The sequence below is a fragment of the Gordonia sputi NBRC 100414 genome (assembly GCF_000248055.1).
In the GTDB taxonomy this organism is placed as follows: domain Bacteria; phylum Actinomycetota; class Actinomycetes; order Mycobacteriales; family Mycobacteriaceae; genus Gordonia; species Gordonia sputi.
The window spans coordinates 14,033-34,535 of the sequence record NZ_BAFC01000083.1 but is presented as its reverse complement, the minus strand read 5'-3'; the positions used below and the strand labels follow the sequence as shown (position 1 = coordinate 34,535).

Sequence of the window (20,503 nt, the reverse complement as noted above, 5' to 3'; positions counted from 1 at the left end):
CTCAGAGGTCGCAGCCGTCGGCGGTAAGGTCGCGGCGGAGGAAGCATTCGGTGCCAAGGGCCAGATCACGTTGTGCGCGCGGCAGACTCATCAGCGCGGAGACGGTGGATCGTCGTGCCAGTTCTGTCTTATGCGACTCGATCGCGCGAACTTTGTGCTCGATCCATTCGGATACGTCGAGCTGAAGTCCGAGCGTGTGCGCGGGCGTACCGAGAAAGTCGCCGGGCTGTAGTCGAGGGAACAGTGTGTCGGCCAGCTCGGCGACCATCCAGTCGGCGATCGTCGCGAAGTACAGCGAGCGCACCTGCCACGCCGGCAGGTCATCGCGGTACAGGGTTGGGGTGGCCGCGGCATCAGCGGCAGCACAGGTGATCCTGTGTGCCCTGATGTGATCGGGGTGCCCGTAGATCCCATACGGGTCGTAGGTGACGAGGACGTCGGGTCGTCGACGTCGGATGTGGCGGGCCAGCTCGGCGACCTCGCTGTCGAACGACGCATCCGTCAACCGTTGATGTCCCGGCGCGGACTCCGGCACCTTCAGGTCGGCGTAGTCGAGCAGTATCGGCTCGTCGTGTACACCGAGTTCGCCGAGTGTGTCGAGCAGCTCGCGATGTCGTGGAGTGCCCGACATCCACGTGCACATCACCACCGAGACCTCGCCACCTGCGGCGATAGCGCGGGCGATCAGGCCGCCGGTCCACAGCGACTCGTCGTCGGGGTGTGCGTGAACGAGCATGATGCGCGGCGTCGACATCCTTCGCTTTCCAAGGCTCGGTGGTGCTGCGGTCGTGTGGTGCTGGGTCGATTGTGTCCGAGCGCGGTGAGGTTCGCCGCCCTCCGACCCTCCTCAGGGTACTGCGCGCAGCGTCGGTAAAATTCTCATGTCGCGCACGTCGCACCCGTGTGGTCGCGATGGCATCGAATCGGCAGACAATGCGCACAGTCGTACTGATCCGGAGGCACTTGATGAGCACACAGTCGGAAACCCGCGAATTCCAGGCAGAGACCCGTCAGCTTTTGAACCTGATGGTTCACTCCGTGTACTCGGACAAGGACAGCTTTCTTCGGGAGCTGATTTCGAACGCGTCCGACGCGCTCGACAAGCTCAGACTCGAATCGCTCGTCGACAAGGACCTCGACGTCGACGCCTCCGATCTGCACATCACGCTCGAGCCGAGCGCTGATGACAGCGCCGAGCGCACCCTCACCATCCGCGACAACGGCATCGGAATGTCACGCGACGAGGTCGTAGAACTGATCGGAACGCTTGCGCGCTCCGGCACCGCCGAATTGCGTGCCAAGCTCGCGCAGGCGTCGGATTCCGCGGCGACCGAAGAGCTGATCGGACAGTTCGGCATTGGCTTCTATTCGACGTTCATGGTCGCCGACAAGGTCACTCTCGTCACCCGCAAGGCAGGCGAGCAGACCGGAACCCGTTGGGAATCAACGGGTGACGGCACCTACACCATCACTGATGTCGACGACGCGCCGCAGGGTACGTCGGTGACGCTGACGCTCAAGCCTGCCGACGCCGAGAACCACCTCTACGACTACACCGACCAGACGAAACTCCGCGCACTCGTCAAGCGTTACTCCGACTTCATCGCGTGGCCGATCCGGATGGACGTCGAGAAGACGACGACCACTCCGGCCGAGAACGAGGGCGACGAACCGGTCACCACGACCAGCACCGAAACCGAGACCATCAACTCGATGAAGGCGCTGTGGTCGCGTTCGCGCGACGAGGTGTCCGACGAGGAGTACAAGGAGTTCTACCGCCACGTCGCGCACGCGTGGGACGATCCGCTCGAAATCATCACCCTCAAGGCCGAGGGAACGTTCGAATATCAAGCGCTGCTGTTCATCCCGTCGCAAGCACCGTTCGACCTGTTCATGCGTGAACGCACCGGCGGCGTGCAGCTCTACGTCAAACGCGTGTTCATCATGGACGACTGCGACGAGCTGATGCCCGAGTATCTCCGCTTCGTGCAAGGCGTGGTCGACGCGGCGGACCTCTCGCTCAACGTGTCCCGCGAGATCCTCCAGCAGGACCGACAGATCAGAGCCATTCGTCGTCGACTCACGAAGAAGGTGATCTCGACCGTCGATGAGATGCGCGCCGCCCGTCCCGACGACTACCGGACGTTCTGGGACAACTTCGGTCGCGTCTTCAAGGAAGGTCTCGTCAACGACGCCGACAACCGTGATGCGCTGCTCAAGGCATCGGCATTCGAAACAAGCCGCGCCGCAGACGAATTGACCTCGCTGGCTGATTACGTCGGTCGGATGTCCGACGCACAGAAGTCGATCTACTACCTGACCGGCGAATCCCGTCAGCAGATCGAGAACTCGCCGCATATGGAAGCTTTCCGGGCCAAGGGTATCGAGGTGCTCTTCCTGCACGACCCCGTCGACGAGATGTGGGTCTCGAGCGGTGTCGAATTCGATGGGAAGCCGTTCCGCTCAATCGCCAAGGGAGAGGTCGATCTCGACGAACTCGACGGTGACACGAGCACTTCCGACGAGTCGACGGATGCGCGCACTGCCGAGTTCGAGGAACTGCTGTCCTGGCTCGGCGAGGCGCTCGACGCCGACATCAGCGAAGCCCGCCTCTCGCACCGCCTCACCGAGTCGGCCGCGTGTCTCGTCGGCGACACGTATTCGATGTCGCCACAACTCGAACGCCTCTATCGTGCGTCGGGTCAGGAACTGCCGAAAACCAAGCGTGCGCTCGAACTCAACGCCGATCATCCGCTGGTCACCGGGCTCAACGCGGCCTTCAAGGCCGACGCCGACCATTCTCGGCTCACCCCAACGGCCAAGTTGATCTATGGGATGGCGTTGATCGCCGAGGGCGGGGAGCTCGACGATCCGGCCGATTTCGCGCGCTTGCTGACGGGAACACTGACCGCCTCTGTGGCGACCGCGGGCGGCACCGACTGACCATCATTCGCCTGTCCGACCCGACTGCGTCAGATCGTTGTAGCTCGTTTAAGGTTGGTCCGATTCCGACGATTCCGACAGCGAGTGCAACGAGCCACTGAAGCTGCCCGCGTCGGCGACGACAAGGGGAGATGCCGCCGTGAGTTATCCGCACGATCCGTTTCAGCCGGGTGATTCGACGCCGCAGGGCGCGGCACCGCAGGGTCCTTCCGGCGGGGGTGAAGCGGCCTCGAGCGACGGCAAGTCTGCTGGCGGGTACACGCCATACGGACAGCAGCAGAGCCCCGAGCAACCGGCGTACGGGCAGTCGACGCCCTACGGACAGCCCGGGTACGAGCAATGGCAAGCGGCGCCGACCGGAACGGCCACCGACCCGACGGTGAACTTCGGTCAGCAGCCGAACCAGATGCACGACACGAACTTCGGCCAGCCCCAAGCCGGTCAAGCCCAAGCCGGTCAAGCCCAGTACGGCCAACCGCAGGGCTATGGGCAGCAACCGGGCGCTGCGTGGGGTGCGCAACCAGCGATGGGTGGCGGGGGAGTGCCGCCGCAACAATCGAAGCAGAAGAACAAGCGACTGCTTCTGCTCCTGGGTATCGGTGGTGGCGTCCTCGTCGTGATCATCGCCCTCGTGGCGACGCTGATCGTCGTCTTCACGGGTGACTCGGGGCCTGGCGGTTCGCCCAAGGCCGCAGTCCAGACCTATCTCGACGGTCTGTCGAACGGCGACGCCAAGAAGGCGTTGAGCGTTGTCAGAACACCGCCGTCGGAGAAACTCCTCACCGACGAGGCGCTCAAGAAGCAACAGGCGTCCGCAAAGATCTCGGACATCAACGTGCGGGAACCATCGAGAACGTCGTCGAAGTTGGCCAGCGTGAAAGCCACGTACAAATTCGGAGATCGCAACGCCGACATCGACTTCGACCTCACGAAATCTGATGGCAAGTGGATGGTCGATCACGGGACGATCCCGATCGACGTCGACGCCCCGCGCGTGCCCCAACTGACCGCGTTCGGTATCGACGTCAGCAAGGACACCAAGGTCTACGTGTTCCCCGGACCGGTCGAGTGGGGTTCTGCCAACCCGAACTTCTCGGTGAAGGCCGTAGGTTCGACCGACTTCCCGCTGGGGCCGAGCTACTCGTCATTGGCCATGCTCAGGCCCGAATTGAGCGACCAGGGCACCAAGGCGGTGGCGACAGCCCTCGACACGTACTTCACGAACTGCGCGGGTTCGACGCAGGCGATCGCGTCGAAGGACAAGCCGGGATGTTCGCAGTCGCTGTACCAGTCGGTCGTACCGGGAAGCGTTCGCTGGACCAAGCCGAGCGACATCAACGAACTGAAGCTCAGTCCGGATTATGACGCTCCCACCAGTGTGCAGGTGTACGGCAGGGTCGAGTGGCCTGCCACGTACATGTCGACGTCATCCGGTCCGGGAAGCTACACCGACAGCGACTACCTCAGTGGCACTGTCGACCTCGCAGCCTCCGAACCCACCTTCACCCCGGATCGGTGACGAACTGTAGATGACCACCAGCAAGGCGGGCCGCGACGGAAACGTCGCGGCCCGCCTTGTCAGCCTGCTCGGTAGATCTCGATGTCGAGTGGGTGCCCCGGCGGAGTATCGGCGACTCTTTCGACGCCGTCGAGGGACGTGCCCAGAGGCGCTTGGACTACGGCTCCCCGTGCGCGCGTGCTGATCTCGTTGCTGAGGTGCGTGCGAAGCATGTCGTTGCGGGTGAGTACCGCCCCCATCCAGCTCACGCGGGCGGCATCGCCATCGTGCCATCCGGTACGACGCAGAGCCGCTATCACCGACGTTGCCAGCTCTGCGGCTGCGTTGCGGAGAATGTCCACCGCGATGCCGTCGCCGCTGTCGGCTTCCCGGCCGACGATGCGGGCGAACCCCGCGATCGACGCGACGTGGTCTGGCGCGGCCTGCATGCGCATGTACAACTCGGGGAGCGGACCGAACTCGTCGACGGCCGCACGTTCCAGCGAGGTAGTGCCGCTGCGTCCGTCGAACGAACGCAGCGCCGCGTCGAGTCCGGCGCGGCCGATCCAGTAGGCGCTGCCCGCGTCACCGAGAAGATGACCCCACCCGTCGATCCTCGCCGTACCGAGCTCACCGACACCCAGCGTCACCACTCCGGTTCCGACCGCCGTGACGACTCCGTGGTCGAACCCGTTGGCGCCGAGATACGCCGACACCGAATCATGAACCAGGAACACCGAGTCGACGCCGAGATCGGCCGTCAGTGCCAGCAATCCCTCGGGACGTGACTGATCGGGGGTCAGCCCGGACACACCTGCGGTGAGGGTCGTCGCGCGAACCGGCGCGCCGGCGAGCGCACGGCGTGCGATCTCGGCGACCTGCTCGACGACCGGTCGCGACGTGAAGATCGGACCGTCGTCGTGGTCGGTCGTCGTACCGTCGACGGCGATACGGACGCGTGCGCCGCTCTGTCCGCCATCAATGCTGACGCGACGCTTTCCCGGTCCGGTTGTCATGGCACCTCCCGGTCCGAAACTACCCGCTCATGCGGCGCGTTCGATGGGGATCGGGATGGTCTCGAGGGCGACGTCGTTGGCGCGGTGGATCGGAAGGATGGGCACGCCGAAGCGTTGTGCAGCACTCGCGAGGAGCCGGCACCAGCCGAGATCGCGTGCGGTGATCCCGTCCGAACCGGGGCGGGTGAGCAGGAAAGCGAGCGACAGATGCCCGTCGTCGTCGGTCACCGTGCGGAGCTGGGTCACCAATGTGTCGATGAGATGCGCGTCGGGCACGGTCGGCAGTGTCATGCGCGGCAGTGCCCCGGGGACCAGGCGATCATTGTCGATGAACCCGATCCAGAGGCAAGGTTCGCTGAAACCGAGCGGTCCCATGAGGGCGCGCCAGCGTTGGCGCAACTCCTCGGTGCTGTCGAATGGCAGCTTCGCGGTCTTGATGTCGGGAATCGGTTCGCTGTCGGGGGTCGGTCCGTTGTCGGGTATTGGTCCGCTTTCGGGTGCGCCGAAGGGATCGTCGGAGATCGGGCCAGAAATGTTGTCGTGGTTCATGCGTGTCATCGTGGTCCCGATCGGGCGAGACGGTCAGATCCGCTTCCACAGCTGTGTACATCGATCTTGACAGGGCGTGAGGCGATGAACCGCCCACATGGAACACTGGCCATATGGGCCTGTTGACTCCGCTGGCGATCAAGATCGGTTCCATCCCCTGGATGCCGAGGTATCTTCCACAGATTGTGAAATGCGACAAGGTGATTGCGGCCGTGACGCGTCAGCGCTATGGCCTACTCGATATCGCCGGCCTACCGCACATCACGGTGATTGTGCGCGGACGCCGCAGCGGTGTCGAGCGTGCCACGGCGCTGCTCGCGGCACCCACCGATACCGGCTGGTTGATTGCGGGTTCGTATTTCGGTGGACCCGATATGCCGCAGTGGGTCTACAACCTGCGCGCCACGGACACGGTCAAGGTGCGTCACGAGGGGATGACATCGGTGGCGTCGGTGCGCGAACTCGACGGCGACGAGCGCGCCCAGGCCTGGCAGACACTGCGTGCGACGTGGCCGAACTTCGACCTCTACGAAAAGCGCACGGACAGGAAGATTCCGGTCTTCTCGCTCGTCACAGACAAACGAGAAGACCGGACCACGGATCAGTGATGGTGTGGCGTGACGTCAGGAGCCGGTGAACTTCGGGTCGCGCTTCTCGAAGACCGCCGTGATCGCCTCGGTGAGGTCGTTGCTCGGCAGGAACGCCGCGTTCCAGACGGCCACGTACCGGAGGTTGTCGGCGACTGCGGCTGAACGGGTGTGATCGAGAACGGCTTTGACGCCCTTGACGACGAGCGGAGGATTGGCGGCGATCTGCTTGGCCGTCGTGCGTGCGAGAGCGAGGGACTCCTCGGGGGTCTCTGTGACCTCGTTGATGAGACCGATCGTGGCGGCCCGCTGCGCGTCGATGTCCTTGCCGGTGAGAGCCAGCTCGCGCAGGTGACCGTCGCCGATGATCGCGGGGAGCCGGGCGAGGCTACCCATGTCGGCGACCATGCCGACTCGCACCTCGCGGACGCTGAACTTGGCATCGGCACTCGCATAGCGGATGTCGGCTGCGGTGATCAGGTCGACTCCGCCGCCGATGCACCAACCGCTGACGGACGCGATGACGGGAGTACGAGAGTCGGCAACGGCGTTGATCGCACGCTGCATGTCGATGATTGTGTTATGGAAGTCGGTGCGGGGCTTGGCTTTTGCATTGTCGGCCAATGCGGGGCCGAGTGCTCCGGACATCGCGGGAAGGTCGAGTCCGTAGGAGAAATTCTTTCCCGACCCGGTGACGATGATCGCGCGAACCTCGTCGTCGGCGTCGAGCGCTTCGATGATGTCGGGAAGTTCACGCCAGAAGTCGGGTCCCATCGCATTGCCCTTGCCGGGACCGGTGAGGCGCACTTCGGCGACCTGGTCGGCCACATCGACCTCGAAGGCCTTCCATTCACGGTCACTGACGGTCTGCTCGCTCATGGGGGTCAACTTACCGGAGGCCAACCTCCCCGGTCGGGGCGCCTGCACCGACGAACACACCGTTGCCGGTCACCAGCGGGAGATCAAGGGTTGTGCGGATACCTGCGGGTGCGTCGTGGACGGCCGGGATCGCGTTCACGATGCGTCCCAACGCGGCCACGATGGCGGCGTGGTTGTGATCGCCCTTCGCGCTCGTCGGCATGATGTCGACGCGGTACGACGGTTCGCCGACGATCTCGACCCGATAGCATCCACCTGGTTGCGAAGGCCGCGCCCAGTCGGGTCGGAGATCGTCGCGCAGTCGCGTGACGTGTTCGATCACGACGGCTTCGCGCTCGCCGGACATGCCGATGATCTCGAAACGCACCGCTGCCCGGGTGCCCTTCTCGACGACCCCCGCTGCGATCTCGAATTCCTCTGGCGCGGGCTCGCTTTCGTGATGCTCGATGACGTTGTCGATGGTGATGCCGAGCCCGGCGGCGAGGAGCCGCATCGTCGTGCCCCACGCGAGTCCGAGGATTCCGGGGAGGAAGAGCATGGGCGTCTCGTCGAGTGGTTTGCCGAAGCCCATCACGTCGAACATCACCTCGGCGCCGTCGTAGGTCGCGTAGTCGGCGATCTCCATGCATCGGATCTGCTCGATCCGCTGACAGGTTCCTGCGAAGACGAACGGGATGAGGTCGTTGGCGAATCCGGGGTCGACGCCGGTGATGAATACGCTCGCGTTGTTGTCGTGCGCGGTCTTCTCGAGCTTGGCGATCGCCTTGTCGGGCATGACGCCCCAGGGATACTGCAGTCCGCCCGGTGCCGAACCGACGACGTCGATACCCGCGGACACGATCATGAGGATGTCGTTGAACGCGTCGATCGGGCGCGTGTCACCCATGGCGCAGTAGACGATGACATCAGGTGAGCGTTCGACGATCGCGCCGAGATCGTCGACGGCGAGGACGCCCGTGGCGCTGTCACTTCCGGCCAGGATTCCCGCGTCGACGCCGACCTTGTCGGGATTGTTCACGCAGACACCGACGAGTTCGAAACGGTAGTCGTCGATGAGTTGGGTCAATGCGAGCCTCCCCGCGTTCCCGGTGCCGACGAGGGCCACGCTGATCGTCATGTGTCGAAGCCTCCTTGCTGCGGTGAACAGCTGTCAGGGGTGGACACGAGTGAACATCTGTCCGGACTCGTGTCCATATCAGTAGAGCACGGAACGACGAAGATAGGTAGAACGTGTTCTCATTTAGACTCCGACCAGGTACCGTGTGTCGCCATGGGACGTGTGGACGGCAAGGTTGCGATCATTACCGGTGGTGCCCGCGGGATGGGTGCAGAGCATGCGAGGGCACTCGTCGCCGAGGGTGGAAAGGTCGTGATCGGCGACATTCTCGACGACGAGGGCAAAGCGCTCGCCGCTGCGATCGGAGACTCCGCGCGCTACGTGCACCTCGACGTCACGTCTCCGGAGGATTGGCAGGCCGCAGTGGCAGCCGCGATCGACGACTTCGGCAAAGTCAACGTTCTGGTGAACAACGCGGGCATCGTGAACGGGTCGACGGTTCAGAAGTTCCGCCTCGACAAGTGGAAGCAGATCATCGACGTCAACCTGACGGGAACGTTCCTCGGAATCCAGTCGGTGGCCGATCCGATGATCGCTGCCGGCGGCGGATCGATCATCAACGTGTCGTCCGTGGAAGGTCTGCGTGGAAGTCCGTGGGCACATGGATACGTCGCGTCGAAGTGGGGTGTGCGCGGCCTGGCGAAGTCGGCCGCTCTCGAACTCGCGCCGCACAACGTGCGGGTCAACTCGATCCACCCCGGTCTCATCAGGACTCCGATGACGGAGGGTCTGCCCGAGGACATGGTCAAGGTGCCTCTCGGCCGTGCGGCCGACTCCAGCGAGGTGTCGACCTTCGTGGTCTTCCTCGCCAGTGACGAGTCGTCGTATGCGACCGGCGCTGAATTCGTCATGGACGGCGGGCTGTCCGCCGACGTGCCGCACAAATAGCGGGGGTCTGGTCAGCGGTCGCGAATCATCCGAGGGATGAGCTGCACGAACACCACCATCCCGACCAGTTCGACGGCCGTCTGGGCCACCACCGCGGTTGCCGCGAGGTCGGCTCCTTCGTCCAGCGACAGGGCAAGGGGCAAGACCACCAACGAGTTTCGTGTCGCCCCGGAGAAGGAGACGGCACGCGTCGATCCGGTGTCGAGACCGAGGAGTCGGCCCACCGCCCACCCGATCAACGCCATCAGCACCAGGAACACGACGTAGATCCACAGCGCGCCGGCCACCGTCGAGAGATCTGATCCGAGGCGCGCCACCTGCGACGCAGCCACCAGCGCCAGAACCAACGCCATCATCGGCACCATGGCGACGTCGAGTCGACGGACCAGCGATTCGCGCTGTGCACTGTTGCGTGTCCACAACTGAACTCCCCAGGCGCACACCAGCGGGATGACGATCAGGAAGACGAACGCCGACACAAACGGCGCCGGGTCGATTGTGCCGAGGGAGGCGCCGCCCCCGAGGAGCGCGAGATAGGCCGGCAGCAAAAGGAATTGGGCGATCAGCAACAGTGGGGTCGCTGCGAGCAGTCGGTCGCTGCGGGCCCCGGCGAGTCCGCTGAACACGATCACGTAGTCGACGCACGGACAGAGCAAGACGATCAACATCCCGAGGCGAACGGGATCGGACTCCGGCATCACCAGGGTCAACAGCGCCACCAGCGCGGGCACAGCCACGAAGTTGACGATGAGCACCGCACTCAGAAAACGCCAGTCGCGCCACACCGTCGCCAACCCGGATACGGGGACCTGCAGGAAGGTCAAGAACAACAGTGCTGCCAGCGCCGGTGTCACCAGATACTCTGCGGCACTACCGATCTCCGGCACCGCCGCCCCGACGAGGCCACCGAGAGCGAACGCGCACAGGTACACGGCGACCTGATGGCGTTCGAGCGACGCACCTATCGCGGAAGCCTGCATGTGGCTATTGTCCCCAACGCAGGGCGCCGCCCGGCGGGCACCCTGCAGCGGGTGGGTGTGCCTACTGCGTTCCGAAGATCCGGTCGCCTGCGTCGCCGAGGCCGGGAAGGATGTACCCGTCGTCGTTGAGTTCGCGGTCCACCGCGGCCGTGTAGACGGGGACGTCGGGGTGTGTGTCGTGGAGCGCGGCGAGTCCTTCAGGACAGCTGAGGAGGCAGACGAATCGGATCGAGCGCGGCTGATATTCCTTCAGCCGGTCGACCGCCGCGACCGCCGAGTGGCCTGTCGCTAGGAGCGGATCGACGATGACGACGTCGCGTTCGGCGAGTTCCTTGGGCATCTTGAAGTAGTACTCGACAGCGATGTGCGTCTTCGGATCTCGATACAGCCCGATGTGACCGATGCGTGCGCCCGGCACCACGCTCAACATGCCGTCCGCGATCGACGTCCCGGCGCGCAGGATCGACGCGAAGACGAGCTTCTTGCCGTCGATCACTCGTCCCGTCGTCACCTCCATCGGTGTCTCGACCTTGATCTCGTGCATCGGGATGTCGGCGAGGACGTCGTAGGCCATCAGAGTCGAGATCTCGTCGAGGAGGCGTCGGAAGTCGTTGGTAGAGGTCTCTTTCTGACGCATCAACGTCAGTTTGTGTTCGACCAGCGGGTGATCTATGACGTGAACCGTGCCGCCCATGTGTGCTCTTCTCGTTCTTCGGACGGTCAGAAGACCGTGCCGTCGCTGATGATGGTCAGGGGTGGAAGTCCTTGTCTCCGTTGCGCGGCGGCCTCACGACCCGCAGCCCATGTGCCGCCTTCGAGGATGCACGCGAGGGGAGTGGCGGCAGCGTCGAGTCCGAGTTCGATGCAGACCAGTGGCGCCAATTCGTCGAGCAGCGCCACGGTAAGCGCGCGCCACTCGACGATGAACTCGTCGTCGACCTGCCATTCGCGTGTCGACCAGTCGGCTGGAATGGGATCGAGGACTCCGGTGTCGAGAAGCAGGCCGCCGTTGCGGTATTCGGGCAGCGCGGTCAGGTACTCCAGTCCGGTGACGGGGATTCCCTCGTCGCCGAAGGGTTCGAGCAACGAGTACGTCAGCCACTGCGACAGCTTGTGGAATGGCATCCATCCGGTGGTGACGCCGTCGCCACCGACATCGCTGTGCCGCCAGCAGTCTCCGAGTGGCCGATCGTCGATCCGATTGGCAGAGGGCCAGATCGGCGCGAAGTAGGTGAGCAGTAGTTCGAGGATGTCAGCTGCGCGAACACCATCGGTGCCACCGATCAGTACATTCCCCAGTCCGCCGGGGCGGCCGTCCTGCCCGAAGACACCCGGCGTCGCCTCCAGCACGTCGGCGAGTTCGTGGAGCAGCCCGAGCCTGCCCTCGACGCCGACAAGCGGATTGTCGGCAGTCACCTGGAATGCCTGCGCGAGTTGGTCAGCGGTCAGTGCTCGCAGACCTGCTGCGTCGACGCGCAGTGGATCCTCGTCGGTGCTGGAGAACAGACCATCGGTGAACGCGTGGAAACTGGCGACGCCGAGTCCCTCTGAGCGGGTGAGGCGTATGTCGGTGACAGGCTCGTCGAAGTGCCACTGCGGGCCTGCGCCCGCGTCGAGCAACACACTCACGACGGCGAGGTCGATACGCGTGCTGATCCGTTCAGCCACAGTGAACGTACTCATCCGCTGCGCCAGCCCGGCGACCCTGTCGACTCCCGCGGCCTCGAAGTGGCGCCATCGGCTGTGGAACGGGACGTCGAGGTCGGGGTAGCGTGCCCGTGTGACGTCCGCCACCAGGCTGACCGTCGTTCCGATGGCATCGTCGTCGACGGTGAACCAGTGCGATTGGCCCTCGCGTGCGCGGGCGAGAAGTGTTGTCGCCCGGTCGCGGATGGTGTCGGTGCTGTGCAGGGTCGCGAGGGGATCGACGACCGTGTCCGTCGCCCTCATGTGGTCAGACCCCGACCTTTCGCCTTACGCAGTTCGTCGGCGTCCGGGATCACGCCGCTCGTGAAGTAACCTGCTGCTGTCTTCGCGTCGATCTCCACGCGTGCGTCGTCGGGAATCAGGTAGTCGGGGAGGTCGACACGTTCTCCGACGGTGATCCCGGATCCGGTGATCGCGTCGTACTTCATATTGCTCATCGAGACCAGTCGATCGATCTTGGTGATGCCGAACCAGTGCAAGACGTCGGGCATCAGCTCCTGGAAGCGCATGTCCTGCACCCCCGCAACGCATTCCGTGCGTGCGAAGTACTGGTCGGCGGTGTCGCCGCCCACCTGTCGCTTGCGTGCGTTGTAGACGAGGAACTTCGTCACCTCGCCCAATGCACGACCTTCCTTGCGCGAGTACGCAACCAGGCCGACGCCGCCGCGTTGTGCTCCGAGGATGCACTCCTCGATCGCGTGGGTGAGGTAGGGCCGGCAGGTGCAGATGTCGGAGCCGAACACATCCGACCCGTTGCATTCGTCGTGCACGCGGGCGGTGAGCTCGACGGTCGGATCGGCGAGGGCGCGCGGGTTGCCGAAGATGTACACGGTCTGCCCACCGATGGGCGGTAGGAAGACGTCGAGGTCGGACCGCGTGACCAACTCGGGGTACATACCACCGGTCTCTTCGAACAGAACGCGACGCAATTCCGTTTCGCTACAACCGAATCGCTTGGCGACCCCGGGCAGATACCACACCGGTTCGACGGCGGCCTTGGTCACAAGTGCAGCACCGTTGGGCAGCAACGTCTCGCTGTCGGGCACCAAGCGCCCCTTGGCGATCGCCTCGGCGATCTCGGGGAGGATGACGTGAGCCTTCGTGATGGCGATGGTCGGGCGGACGTCGAACCCGGCGGCGAGGTGATCGGGAAACGAGTCGGCGATCGTCGCGCCCCAGGGGTCGATGCTGACGATGGCCTCGGGGTCGCTCCACTGTGGGTAGGGGCCGACCACGTCGGTGGGCGAGGTGTTGGTGAGGTCGGCGCGGTGTTCGCGCGAGAGTGCACCGCTTGCGACAGCCAGCGCCCGATACACGCTGTACGAGCCCGAATGAGTGCCGACGACGTTGCGATGTCCGCGCGTCGTGGTGGTGGCGATGACGGGGCCACGCTCTGCCGCGGTCGACGCTCCCCAGGTGATCGACGGAGCGTCGACTCCACCGCTATGCGACGTCAGTCTGATGTGGCCGGGCAGACGCTGCCCGGATGTCGGTCTGGCCTGTGCGCCGGAGTCGGTTGACACGGTGCGCTCCTTCCGCGGGTGGCCCCGGCGTCGCGGTCGGAGCCACCGTGAGGTCGCTTCGGCGCGTCGGGAAACCGCCAGCATAGCCACAACCAGGGGCTCGCGCCGGGCGAGCGATGACCCGTTGGTTGGCTAATCACGTTGACGGCGACACGAGGTCGACGGCAGACTCGAGCACGTGTCTGCACCATCTGTCCGCCTCGTGCGGCGTGAGGGGGTTGTCGGCGTGCATGCCGACAACAGATAGCCGTCTGCGCTGAGTGCGCGCTCGCCGTATTCGGTGAGCGCGCGATCGTTCGTACGCCGGTCTGGCTGTCCTCATTGCTTCGTGCCGTCTCCAGGGGTTCCAGACTCCAAGGTTCCAGTGTCTTCAAGGGCCCAGGGACGGCACGCCACTCACGAAACAGGTGAATTCACCATGCGACAACTCTCCGAAAAACAACTGCGCGCGTCCCTCGTCAATGCCTCGGTACGGGAACGCAAGGAACTCCATCTGCCCGCCGAGTTCGACACGCTCGACTGGGATCAGCTCGAATACCTCGGTTGGCGCGACCCCAAGACGCCGACCATCGGCTACCTGGTCGTCGATCTCGCCAACGTCTCCGATGTGACTGGCGCTTCCGATGTGTCTGACACCGAAACCGCGGACGGTCTCGTCGGCCTGCGCCTGCGGGCGGGCGTGGTGCCGCCACGCACACGCGTGTTGTGTGCACTGTGTGAAGACGTCTCGATCCCGAACGAAGTCTTGCTGTTCACTGCGCGGCGCGTGGGCAAGGCCGGTCGACGCGGCGACACGATCGGCACACTGATTTGCTCGCACTTCGAGTGTTCACGCAACGTCCACCGGCTGCCGTCCTCGGCGATGGCCGGTCAGGATCGGGAAGCGGTGAGACTCAACAGGATCGACAATCTACGCGACCGAGTTCGACGCTTCGTCGTACGTGCCGGAGCCGACGAGATCGCCTGACGCACGAGCCCGCTGACAACGACCACGGGGCCGGGATCGGAGAAGGTTTCTCTGATCCCGGCCCCGCGCCGTCGGGTCGGTTGTCGATGTATCGCGCGCCGGTGTTACGACTCCGAGCTCGTGCCGACCTGCTCGGTGCCGATCTGCTGAGGGTCTACCTGCTCAGGGTCGGCGGCTTCATGGCGGCGATGCGACCATGTTGCGTTGCCCTCGATCGCGGCGATGATCCGCGGGCGCAGTTCGGCGGCGTCGATCACCGCGTCCACTGAACCCACCTCGACGGCGCGCCGGATGCTGTGCACGGCGTCGAACTCTGCGGCGACAGCATTGATCGTCTCGGCCCGCACCGACTGACGTACGTCGGCCAGCTCTGCGCTCAGTGCCGACCGGTCCGAGCCGGACGCCTGCGCCAACCGCGCCTCGATGTCGCGGACTCGTGGGTCGGTGGCGACTCGCTTGTTGACGTCGCCCGCGAACACCACGGCCGCGGCGGGAGCGCCGCCGAGCACGGAGGCGAACGAGCCGTCGATCGCCAACACCGTCATGTTCGGATTGAGCGCCTTGGAGAACACCACGAACGCTCCGCCGTGATAGCGCGAGATGACGCAGAAGACGATCGGGCCGCGGAAGTTGACGATCGCGCGTCCGATCTCGGCTCCGTACTCGAGCTGCAGCTTACGCATCGACTCCGGCGAGCCGTCGAATCCCGACAGGTTGGCGAGCACCACGAGCGGACGGTTGCCGCTCGCCGAATTGATTGCTCGCGCAGCCTTCTTCGACGACTGCGGGAAAAGCGTTCCCGCAGTGTAGGTGTCGGGTCCATCGGTGGGGGTGTAGCCACGGCGCGACACCTCGCGCGATTCGATCCCGAGCAGGCACACCGGAATTCCGCCGAGATGGACGTCGGAGACGACGGCGGTCTCGGCGTCGGCCATTCCGGCCCACCGTTCGAGGACCTGATGATCCTGATCGGCGACGGCGCGGATGACGGTCCGGATGTCGAACGGCTTCTTACGGTCGGGATTCATCTCCTTGGAGAAGATCTGTCCGACGGTGGTGAAGTCGCTGCCTGCGAGGACGTGTGGGTAGTCGGAGATGTCGCGGTCGACCGGGTCGCTGGTGATGAGGCGACGCGGTGTCTGCTCGCCGGGCATCACGTAGGTGTGGTCGTAATGTGCCATCAGCACGTCGCGTGCGGCGCCCAGATTCGGGGCCCAGTACTGAGCCTGGCCGTTGGGGCCCATCACCCGGTCGTAGCCGCCGATGCCGAAGTTGTCTTCCGCGGACACACCGCCGGAGAAGTCCAGCGACTGCTTGCCGGTCAGCACCATGGCCGACTCCGGGGTCATCACGAGGATGCCCTTCGTGTGCATCAGCATGGTTGCCTCGGCGTTCCAGTACGGCTGGGCGCCGACGTTGATGCCCGCGACGACGATGTTGATCTCGCCGCCGTCCTGCGTGAATTCGACGACCCGCTTCAGTGCGCGAGCCACCCAGTCCATGTTCTCGGTACCCGAGTCCATCGAGATTCGCGCGCCGGATGAGAGGGCGTACCACTCGAGGGGAACCTTCATCTCCTCGGCGAGATCGAGCGCCGCGATGACCCGCGCACACTCGGGTTCCGACAGCGCACCAAGCGATTTCGTCGGATCGCCGAGCAACACGACGCGGGCGATTCCCTGCGGATACTTCTCGGTCGGCGTCGTCACGACGCCCGCGACGATCGCCGCGGTGTTCTGTCCCTTAGGGCGTGCTACCGGTACGAGTCGCTGCTCGGCGTCGAGGTCGTACTCGCGGAAGTCGCCGAGCAGGCCGGTCAACTCGTACGGGTAGACCGTGTTGCGTCGAGCGGCGCTGAGGACCTTCTGGCGGTACTCGTCGACGGGCTCGATCGGGTCGGTGGACGGTTCGCCCACCGAGACGTCGAATCCGCCGGTTGCATTGACGGAGAAGCGAATCGAGACCTTGCGCAGTTCACCGGTCTCGCGGTCGCGGCGTCGGGCGATCAGTTGGACCTCTTCGAGTCCGACGTCGGCCGTCGTGCCACGGATGTGATCGGCGATGGTGGCCAGATCGTCCGACGACGCGTCGATCGGCGGCCACACGTACATGACGATGCGGTTGGTGTTGAGCGCTCGCTTCTGGCCGCGTTTGGCGCGACGAATCGAGTCGGCGCAGGAGGCAAGCACGGTCTCGGCCGTGGGTAGCGACAGCAGCCGACCGTCGTGCTCGCGGAGCGAACTCAGGTCGCGTACCTGCGCGAAAGCGACCAGCCTGTCGTCGGCCGGGTTCTCCTTCGCGACGGCGCGGAACAGGTAGATCTCCTCGTCGTCTGCCGATGGCAGCCGTGTGAGGTCGAACTTGCGGAGCCGTTCCATGCGCATCCGCTGCGCGATGTAGGGATGCAGCCCACGGATCAGTCGTTCCTCGACCATTCCGGTGGCCGAGGGTCGGAACGTGAAGTGGTGATGCATCACGGCGGTGCCGCGTCCGGCGACGGTGAACGTGACGCGCTGCACCTGGCCGGGCATCGGCGACGCCGCGACGATCTCGTGCAGTGCCGCGGCCATCGTGTCGAAGTCGTCGGGCTGGTCTTCCCAGCTGACGTAGATGTCGGCGGCGATGGCCGCGCTGTTGCGTGCGAGCTCGATGAGTCCGCTTGCCGCAGAGGCCAGTTCGTCGAATGGCACCGCTGCCGACACCACGCTGGCGCCGTCGCGCGCAGCGACTACGAACGTCGTGCCGCGTGCGGTCTGCGTGGCGATCACATCGACACCCTTGTTGCCGTAGTAGCGGCGGGTGAGAACCTCGAGCATGACGGTGTTGTCGGTGCCATCGCGTTGAATGCGTTGTCCCAGAAGGCGAACAAGAGGTTCGGTGCTTCGCACCATGTCGGCGATGCGCTCACTGCGGTCGGCGGCATCGGGGTTCTCGTCGAGGTACTTGAGGTGCTTGCGCACGTTCGTGTAGACGCGTGCACGGTCGCGCAGGAGCATTGCCTGGCCGTACCAGGCGTAGATCACACCGCGTGCGAGGTCGGCGATCGCGGGGAAGCGCACCTGTGTCGCGGCCACGATCCGATCCAGCGCAAAGCCGATGTCCTCGCGCAACTCGTCGCGCGGCGTCGGCTCATTGAGCCACTCCCGCAACAGCGTGGTGATGACGGTGACCGATGCACCAGGATTCTGCAGTGTCAGGAAGATGCGGAAGACCGCCGCCTCGAGCTCCGGTGAGCGGTCGAGTTCGGTGACACCGTAGTGGCGCAACGCCAGCCGCAGCTGGTCATGGAACGCCTCGGGGAGACCGTCACGCTCCACGTCGAGGCTCTGCAGATAGGTGTGGAAGTTCTCGCGTGAGCTGTGCACATGCTCGAACCCCGGATTCAAGCCCACCGGCGGACGCTTCTGACTCAGTTCGGCGAGATCGGCGAACACCGTGAGCAGCTCGAGTTCGTCGCCGATGGGGCGTCGACCCGACGCACGGACTTCGCGCCGCACGGTGAGGTAGTCGTCGAGGAGTCGCGATCGGTCGTGCGGATCGACGTCGTATCCGAGGAGCTGACTGCGCAGATCCTCCTGTGTGCGGGTGGTCCGGACATCCGGGTCGATGTTGTCTGGCGCCGCGGGCAATTCGAGTTCGACGCTCTCGACGGGTGCCTGGGCTGCCTCGTCGTCGTCCTCGGCGTCGGCGATCGGTTCGAGACGCATCAGCGTCGCACCGGTCTCGACCTGGGAGCCGACCGACACCGAGCACTCCTTGAGGCGGGAGCGCACGGGTGCGCGCAGCACGGTCTCCATCTTCATGCTCTCGAGAACCAGCACGGGTGCGCCGGCCTCGACCTCGTCGCCGACGGCCAACGGAGTGGCCACGACGAGTGCGGGTGCGGGAGAGCGGACAACGCCGCCCTCGTCGCGGCTGACGCGGTGTGCGACGCCGTCGACGTCGATGAGGTGGGTTGGTCCGTGCGTGTCGGTGACGAGGCGATAGCGGACCCCGTTGAGCACCATCTGCGCTGCGTGCTCGTCGAAGCGCTCGATGTCGACGTCCGCGGTGTAGGTGTCGGTTCCCGATTCGATGGACACGCGGAAGCGGCTCGCGCCGATCCGGGCGACGCGAACCCGGTAGGCAGCACCGCGCAGTTTCAGGTCGAGCGGGCGACCGCTCTCGTGCTGCACCTGCGGGCGTCCGCCCGACGCCGTCGACAGCAGGCGCTGACGCTCGACGGCTTCTTCTTCCTCGTAGCTGTCGATCGCGGCGGCGATCAGCGCAATCGCAGAGTGGCGATTGACGATGAGTCCGTTCTCGGCTCGGACGCGGTCGATCCACCCGGTGTCGGCGCTTCCGTCGATCACGGCGGGCTGTCCGAGGAGTTCGAGGACGAAGCTCTTGTTGGTGGCACCACCCTCGATGACGACCCGAGTCTCGCTCATGGCGCGACGCAGACGGCCGAGGGCCTCGTTGCGGTTGGCGCCATAGGCGATGATCTTGGCGATCATCGAGTCGAAATCAGCGGGGATCGTGTCGCCCTCACTGACTCCGGTGTCGACGCGGATGCCGGGACCGGCGGGGAGTTCGAGTCGTGAGATGCGGCCGGGGGCCGGGGCAAAGTCGCGGTCAGGATCCTCGGCATTGAGGCGCGCCTCGATCGCGTGGCCGCGCTCGGCCGGGGGCTCGCCATCGAGGCGGCCGCCCGACGCGACGTGTAGCTGCGCACGAACCAGGTCGATTCCCGTCGTGCATTCGGTGATCGGGTGTTCGACCTGCAAGCGGGTATTGACTTCGAGGAACGCGAAGAGGTGTTCGCCGGGGTGGTAGAGAAACTCGACGGTTGCGGCGCCTCGGTACCCGACTGCGACTGCGAGACGCTCTGCGGATGTCTTGAGGTCTGTGACCTGCTCGGGTGCGAGAACCGGCGATGCCGACTCCTCGATGATCTTCTGATTTCGACGCTGCACCGAGCAGTCGCGGACGCCGAGCGCCCATGCGGTGCCCTGGCCGTCGGCGATGACCTGAACCTCGACGTGGCGGGCTCCGGTGACGAGTCGTTCGAGGAAGACGACGCCGCTGCCGAAGGCGCGGGCGGCTTCATCGCGGGTGCGGTCGAAGGCGTCGCGGAGTTCGTCGTCGCTGGTGATGACGCGTATACCGCGACCTCCACCGCCTGCGGTTGCCTTCAGCATCAGCGGATAGCCGATCGACGCCGCGGCTTCGAGCGCGTCGTCGATGGTGTCGACGGACCCACGGCTCCACGGCGCGACCGGAACACCGACCTCTTCGGCGATCAGCTTGGCGCCGATCTTGTCGCCGAGTTTGCGCATCGCCTCGGCGGACGGGCCGATGAAGGTGACGCCGATGCGGTCGCATAGTTCGGCGAAGAGTGGATCTTCTGCGACGAATCCCCAGCCGACCCATGCGGCGTCGGCTCCGGTCTCGAGCAATGCGTGCTCGAGCACCTTGAGATTCAGGTAGGGGCGGTCGGCTGCCGCTCCCAGGTTGTACGCGATGTCGGCTTCGCGGACGAATGTGGCGTTGCGGTCGACGTCGGTGTGCAGGGCTACGACTTCGATGGGCTGACCGGTCTCGGCAGACAATCCGCGGACGGCGTGGATGAGCCGCATCGCGGCCTCACCTCGGTTCACGATGGCAATGCGCGTGAACATCACCGACTCCCTTCTCTTCTGGAACTGCTGTCGGCAGCGCCCCCGCTCGCCGTGCGAAGCACGAAACTCCGCGGTTAAGGGCCGCGTGTGAGTCACGCCCATGCGGACGCACGCGTGACTGTAAAACTTGCGGCCCCGGACGATTGTGTCGAATCGTTGCGCTACGCGCGAGTACGGGGGAGTTACTCG

The 20,503-nt window shown here is 65.0% G+C and carries 15 protein-coding genes; 5 read left to right on the top strand and 10 right to left on the bottom strand.

Features of this window, described 5'->3' with window-relative positions; translation table 11 throughout:
* Position 1: 1 nt before the first annotated feature.
* Positions 2-754 carry a PIG-L family deacetylase gene (locus tag GOSPT_RS13645; protein WP_005206801.1) on the bottom strand — a complete coding sequence of 251 codons (753 nt, stop codon included), beginning with the start codon at positions 752-754 and terminating at the stop codon, positions 2-4.
* Between the two features lie 212 nt (positions 755-966).
* Between GOSPT_RS13645 and htpG the strand changes: the two genes are divergently transcribed.
* Both htpG and GOSPT_RS13635 read left to right on the top strand, forming a co-directional pair.
* Positions 967-2,943 carry a molecular chaperone HtpG gene (gene htpG, locus GOSPT_RS13640; protein WP_005206798.1) on the top strand — a complete coding sequence of 659 codons (1,977 nt, stop codon included), beginning with the start codon at positions 967-969 and terminating at the stop codon, positions 2,941-2,943.
* A gap of 139 nt (positions 2,944-3,082) precedes the next feature.
* Positions 3,083-4,462, top strand: a complete 1,380-nt coding sequence (locus GOSPT_RS13635) for a hypothetical protein (RefSeq protein WP_005206795.1) — start codon at positions 3,083-3,085, stop codon at positions 4,460-4,462.
* A 59-nt stretch (positions 4,463-4,521) separates the two neighbouring features.
* On the opposite strand, the gene GOSPT_RS13630 is transcribed toward GOSPT_RS13635, so the two are convergent.
* Both GOSPT_RS13630 and GOSPT_RS13625 read right to left on the bottom strand, forming a co-directional pair.
* Positions 4,522-5,457, bottom strand: a complete 936-nt coding sequence (locus tag GOSPT_RS13630; RefSeq protein WP_005206788.1) for a BadF/BadG/BcrA/BcrD ATPase family protein — start codon at positions 5,455-5,457, stop codon at positions 4,522-4,524.
* Between the two features lie 27 nt (positions 5,458-5,484).
* Entirely contained in the window at positions 5,485-6,006 is a 522-nt protein-coding gene (locus tag GOSPT_RS13625) for a hypothetical protein (protein WP_005206787.1), read from the bottom strand.
* Positions 6,007-6,119: 113 nt separating this feature from the next.
* Here GOSPT_RS13625 and GOSPT_RS13620 point away from each other — a divergent pair, with 113 nt between their 5' ends.
* Positions 6,120-6,614, top strand: coding sequence for a nitroreductase family deazaflavin-dependent oxidoreductase (locus GOSPT_RS13620; protein WP_005206786.1), 495 nt, complete (start codon positions 6,120-6,122; stop codon positions 6,612-6,614).
* Between the two features lie 15 nt (positions 6,615-6,629).
* Here GOSPT_RS13620 and GOSPT_RS13615 read toward each other — a convergent pair whose 3' ends face one another.
* Together GOSPT_RS13615 and GOSPT_RS13610 are read right to left on the bottom strand one after the other, a co-directional pair.
* Entirely contained in the window at positions 6,630-7,472 is an 843-nt protein-coding gene (locus GOSPT_RS13615; RefSeq protein WP_005206785.1) for a crotonase/enoyl-CoA hydratase family protein, read from the bottom strand.
* 10 nt (positions 7,473-7,482) lie between these two features.
* Positions 7,483-8,589, bottom strand: coding sequence for an NAD(P)H-dependent amine dehydrogenase family protein (locus GOSPT_RS13610; protein ID WP_005206783.1), 1,107 nt, complete (start codon positions 8,587-8,589; stop codon positions 7,483-7,485).
* A 153-nt stretch (positions 8,590-8,742) separates the two neighbouring features.
* Here GOSPT_RS13610 and GOSPT_RS13605 point away from each other — a divergent pair, with 153 nt between their 5' ends.
* Positions 8,743-9,477 carry a glucose 1-dehydrogenase gene (locus GOSPT_RS13605; RefSeq protein WP_005206781.1) on the top strand — a complete coding sequence of 245 codons (735 nt, stop codon included), beginning with the start codon at positions 8,743-8,745 and terminating at the stop codon, positions 9,475-9,477.
* Positions 9,478-9,488: 11 nt separating this feature from the next.
* Here the strand turns inward: GOSPT_RS13605 and GOSPT_RS13600 are convergent, their stop codons facing one another.
* The 4 genes from GOSPT_RS13600 to GOSPT_RS13585 all read right to left on the bottom strand — a co-directional run bounded on the left by GOSPT_RS13600 (position 9,489) and on the right by GOSPT_RS13585 (position 13,687).
* Positions 9,489-10,457 (bottom strand): arsenic resistance protein, encoded by a 969-nt coding sequence (locus GOSPT_RS13600; RefSeq protein WP_005206780.1) that lies wholly within the window; start codon positions 10,455-10,457, stop codon positions 9,489-9,491.
* Between the two features lie 61 nt (positions 10,458-10,518).
* A complete protein-coding gene (upp, locus tag GOSPT_RS13595; protein ID WP_005206779.1) occupies positions 10,519-11,151 on the bottom strand; it encodes a uracil phosphoribosyltransferase in 633 nt (210 codons plus the stop codon).
* A 26-nt stretch (positions 11,152-11,177) separates the two neighbouring features.
* On the bottom strand, positions 11,178-12,407 hold the full coding sequence (locus tag GOSPT_RS13590; RefSeq protein WP_005206778.1) for a URC4/urg3 family protein: 1,230 nt from the start codon (positions 12,405-12,407) through the stop codon (positions 11,178-11,180).
* Positions 12,404-13,687 carry a GTP cyclohydrolase II gene (locus GOSPT_RS13585; protein ID WP_005206777.1) on the bottom strand — a complete coding sequence of 428 codons (1,284 nt, stop codon included), beginning with the start codon at positions 13,685-13,687 and terminating at the stop codon, positions 12,404-12,406. The genes GOSPT_RS13590 and GOSPT_RS13585 overlap by 4 nt, the downstream gene beginning before the upstream one ends.
* Positions 13,688-14,105: 418 nt before the next feature.
* Between GOSPT_RS13585 and GOSPT_RS13580 the strand changes: the two genes are divergently transcribed.
* Positions 14,106-14,654: an FBP domain-containing protein gene (locus GOSPT_RS13580; protein ID WP_005206776.1), complete on the top strand. Its 549-nt coding sequence runs from the start codon at positions 14,106-14,108 to the stop codon at positions 14,652-14,654.
* A gap of 104 nt (positions 14,655-14,758) precedes the next feature.
* Here the strand turns inward: GOSPT_RS13580 and GOSPT_RS13575 are convergent, their stop codons facing one another.
* Positions 14,759-20,314 carry an ATP-binding protein gene (locus GOSPT_RS13575; RefSeq protein ID WP_005206775.1) on the bottom strand — a complete coding sequence of 1,852 codons (5,556 nt, stop codon included), beginning with the start codon at positions 20,312-20,314 and terminating at the stop codon, positions 14,759-14,761.
* Positions 20,315-20,503 lie beyond the last annotated feature (189 nt).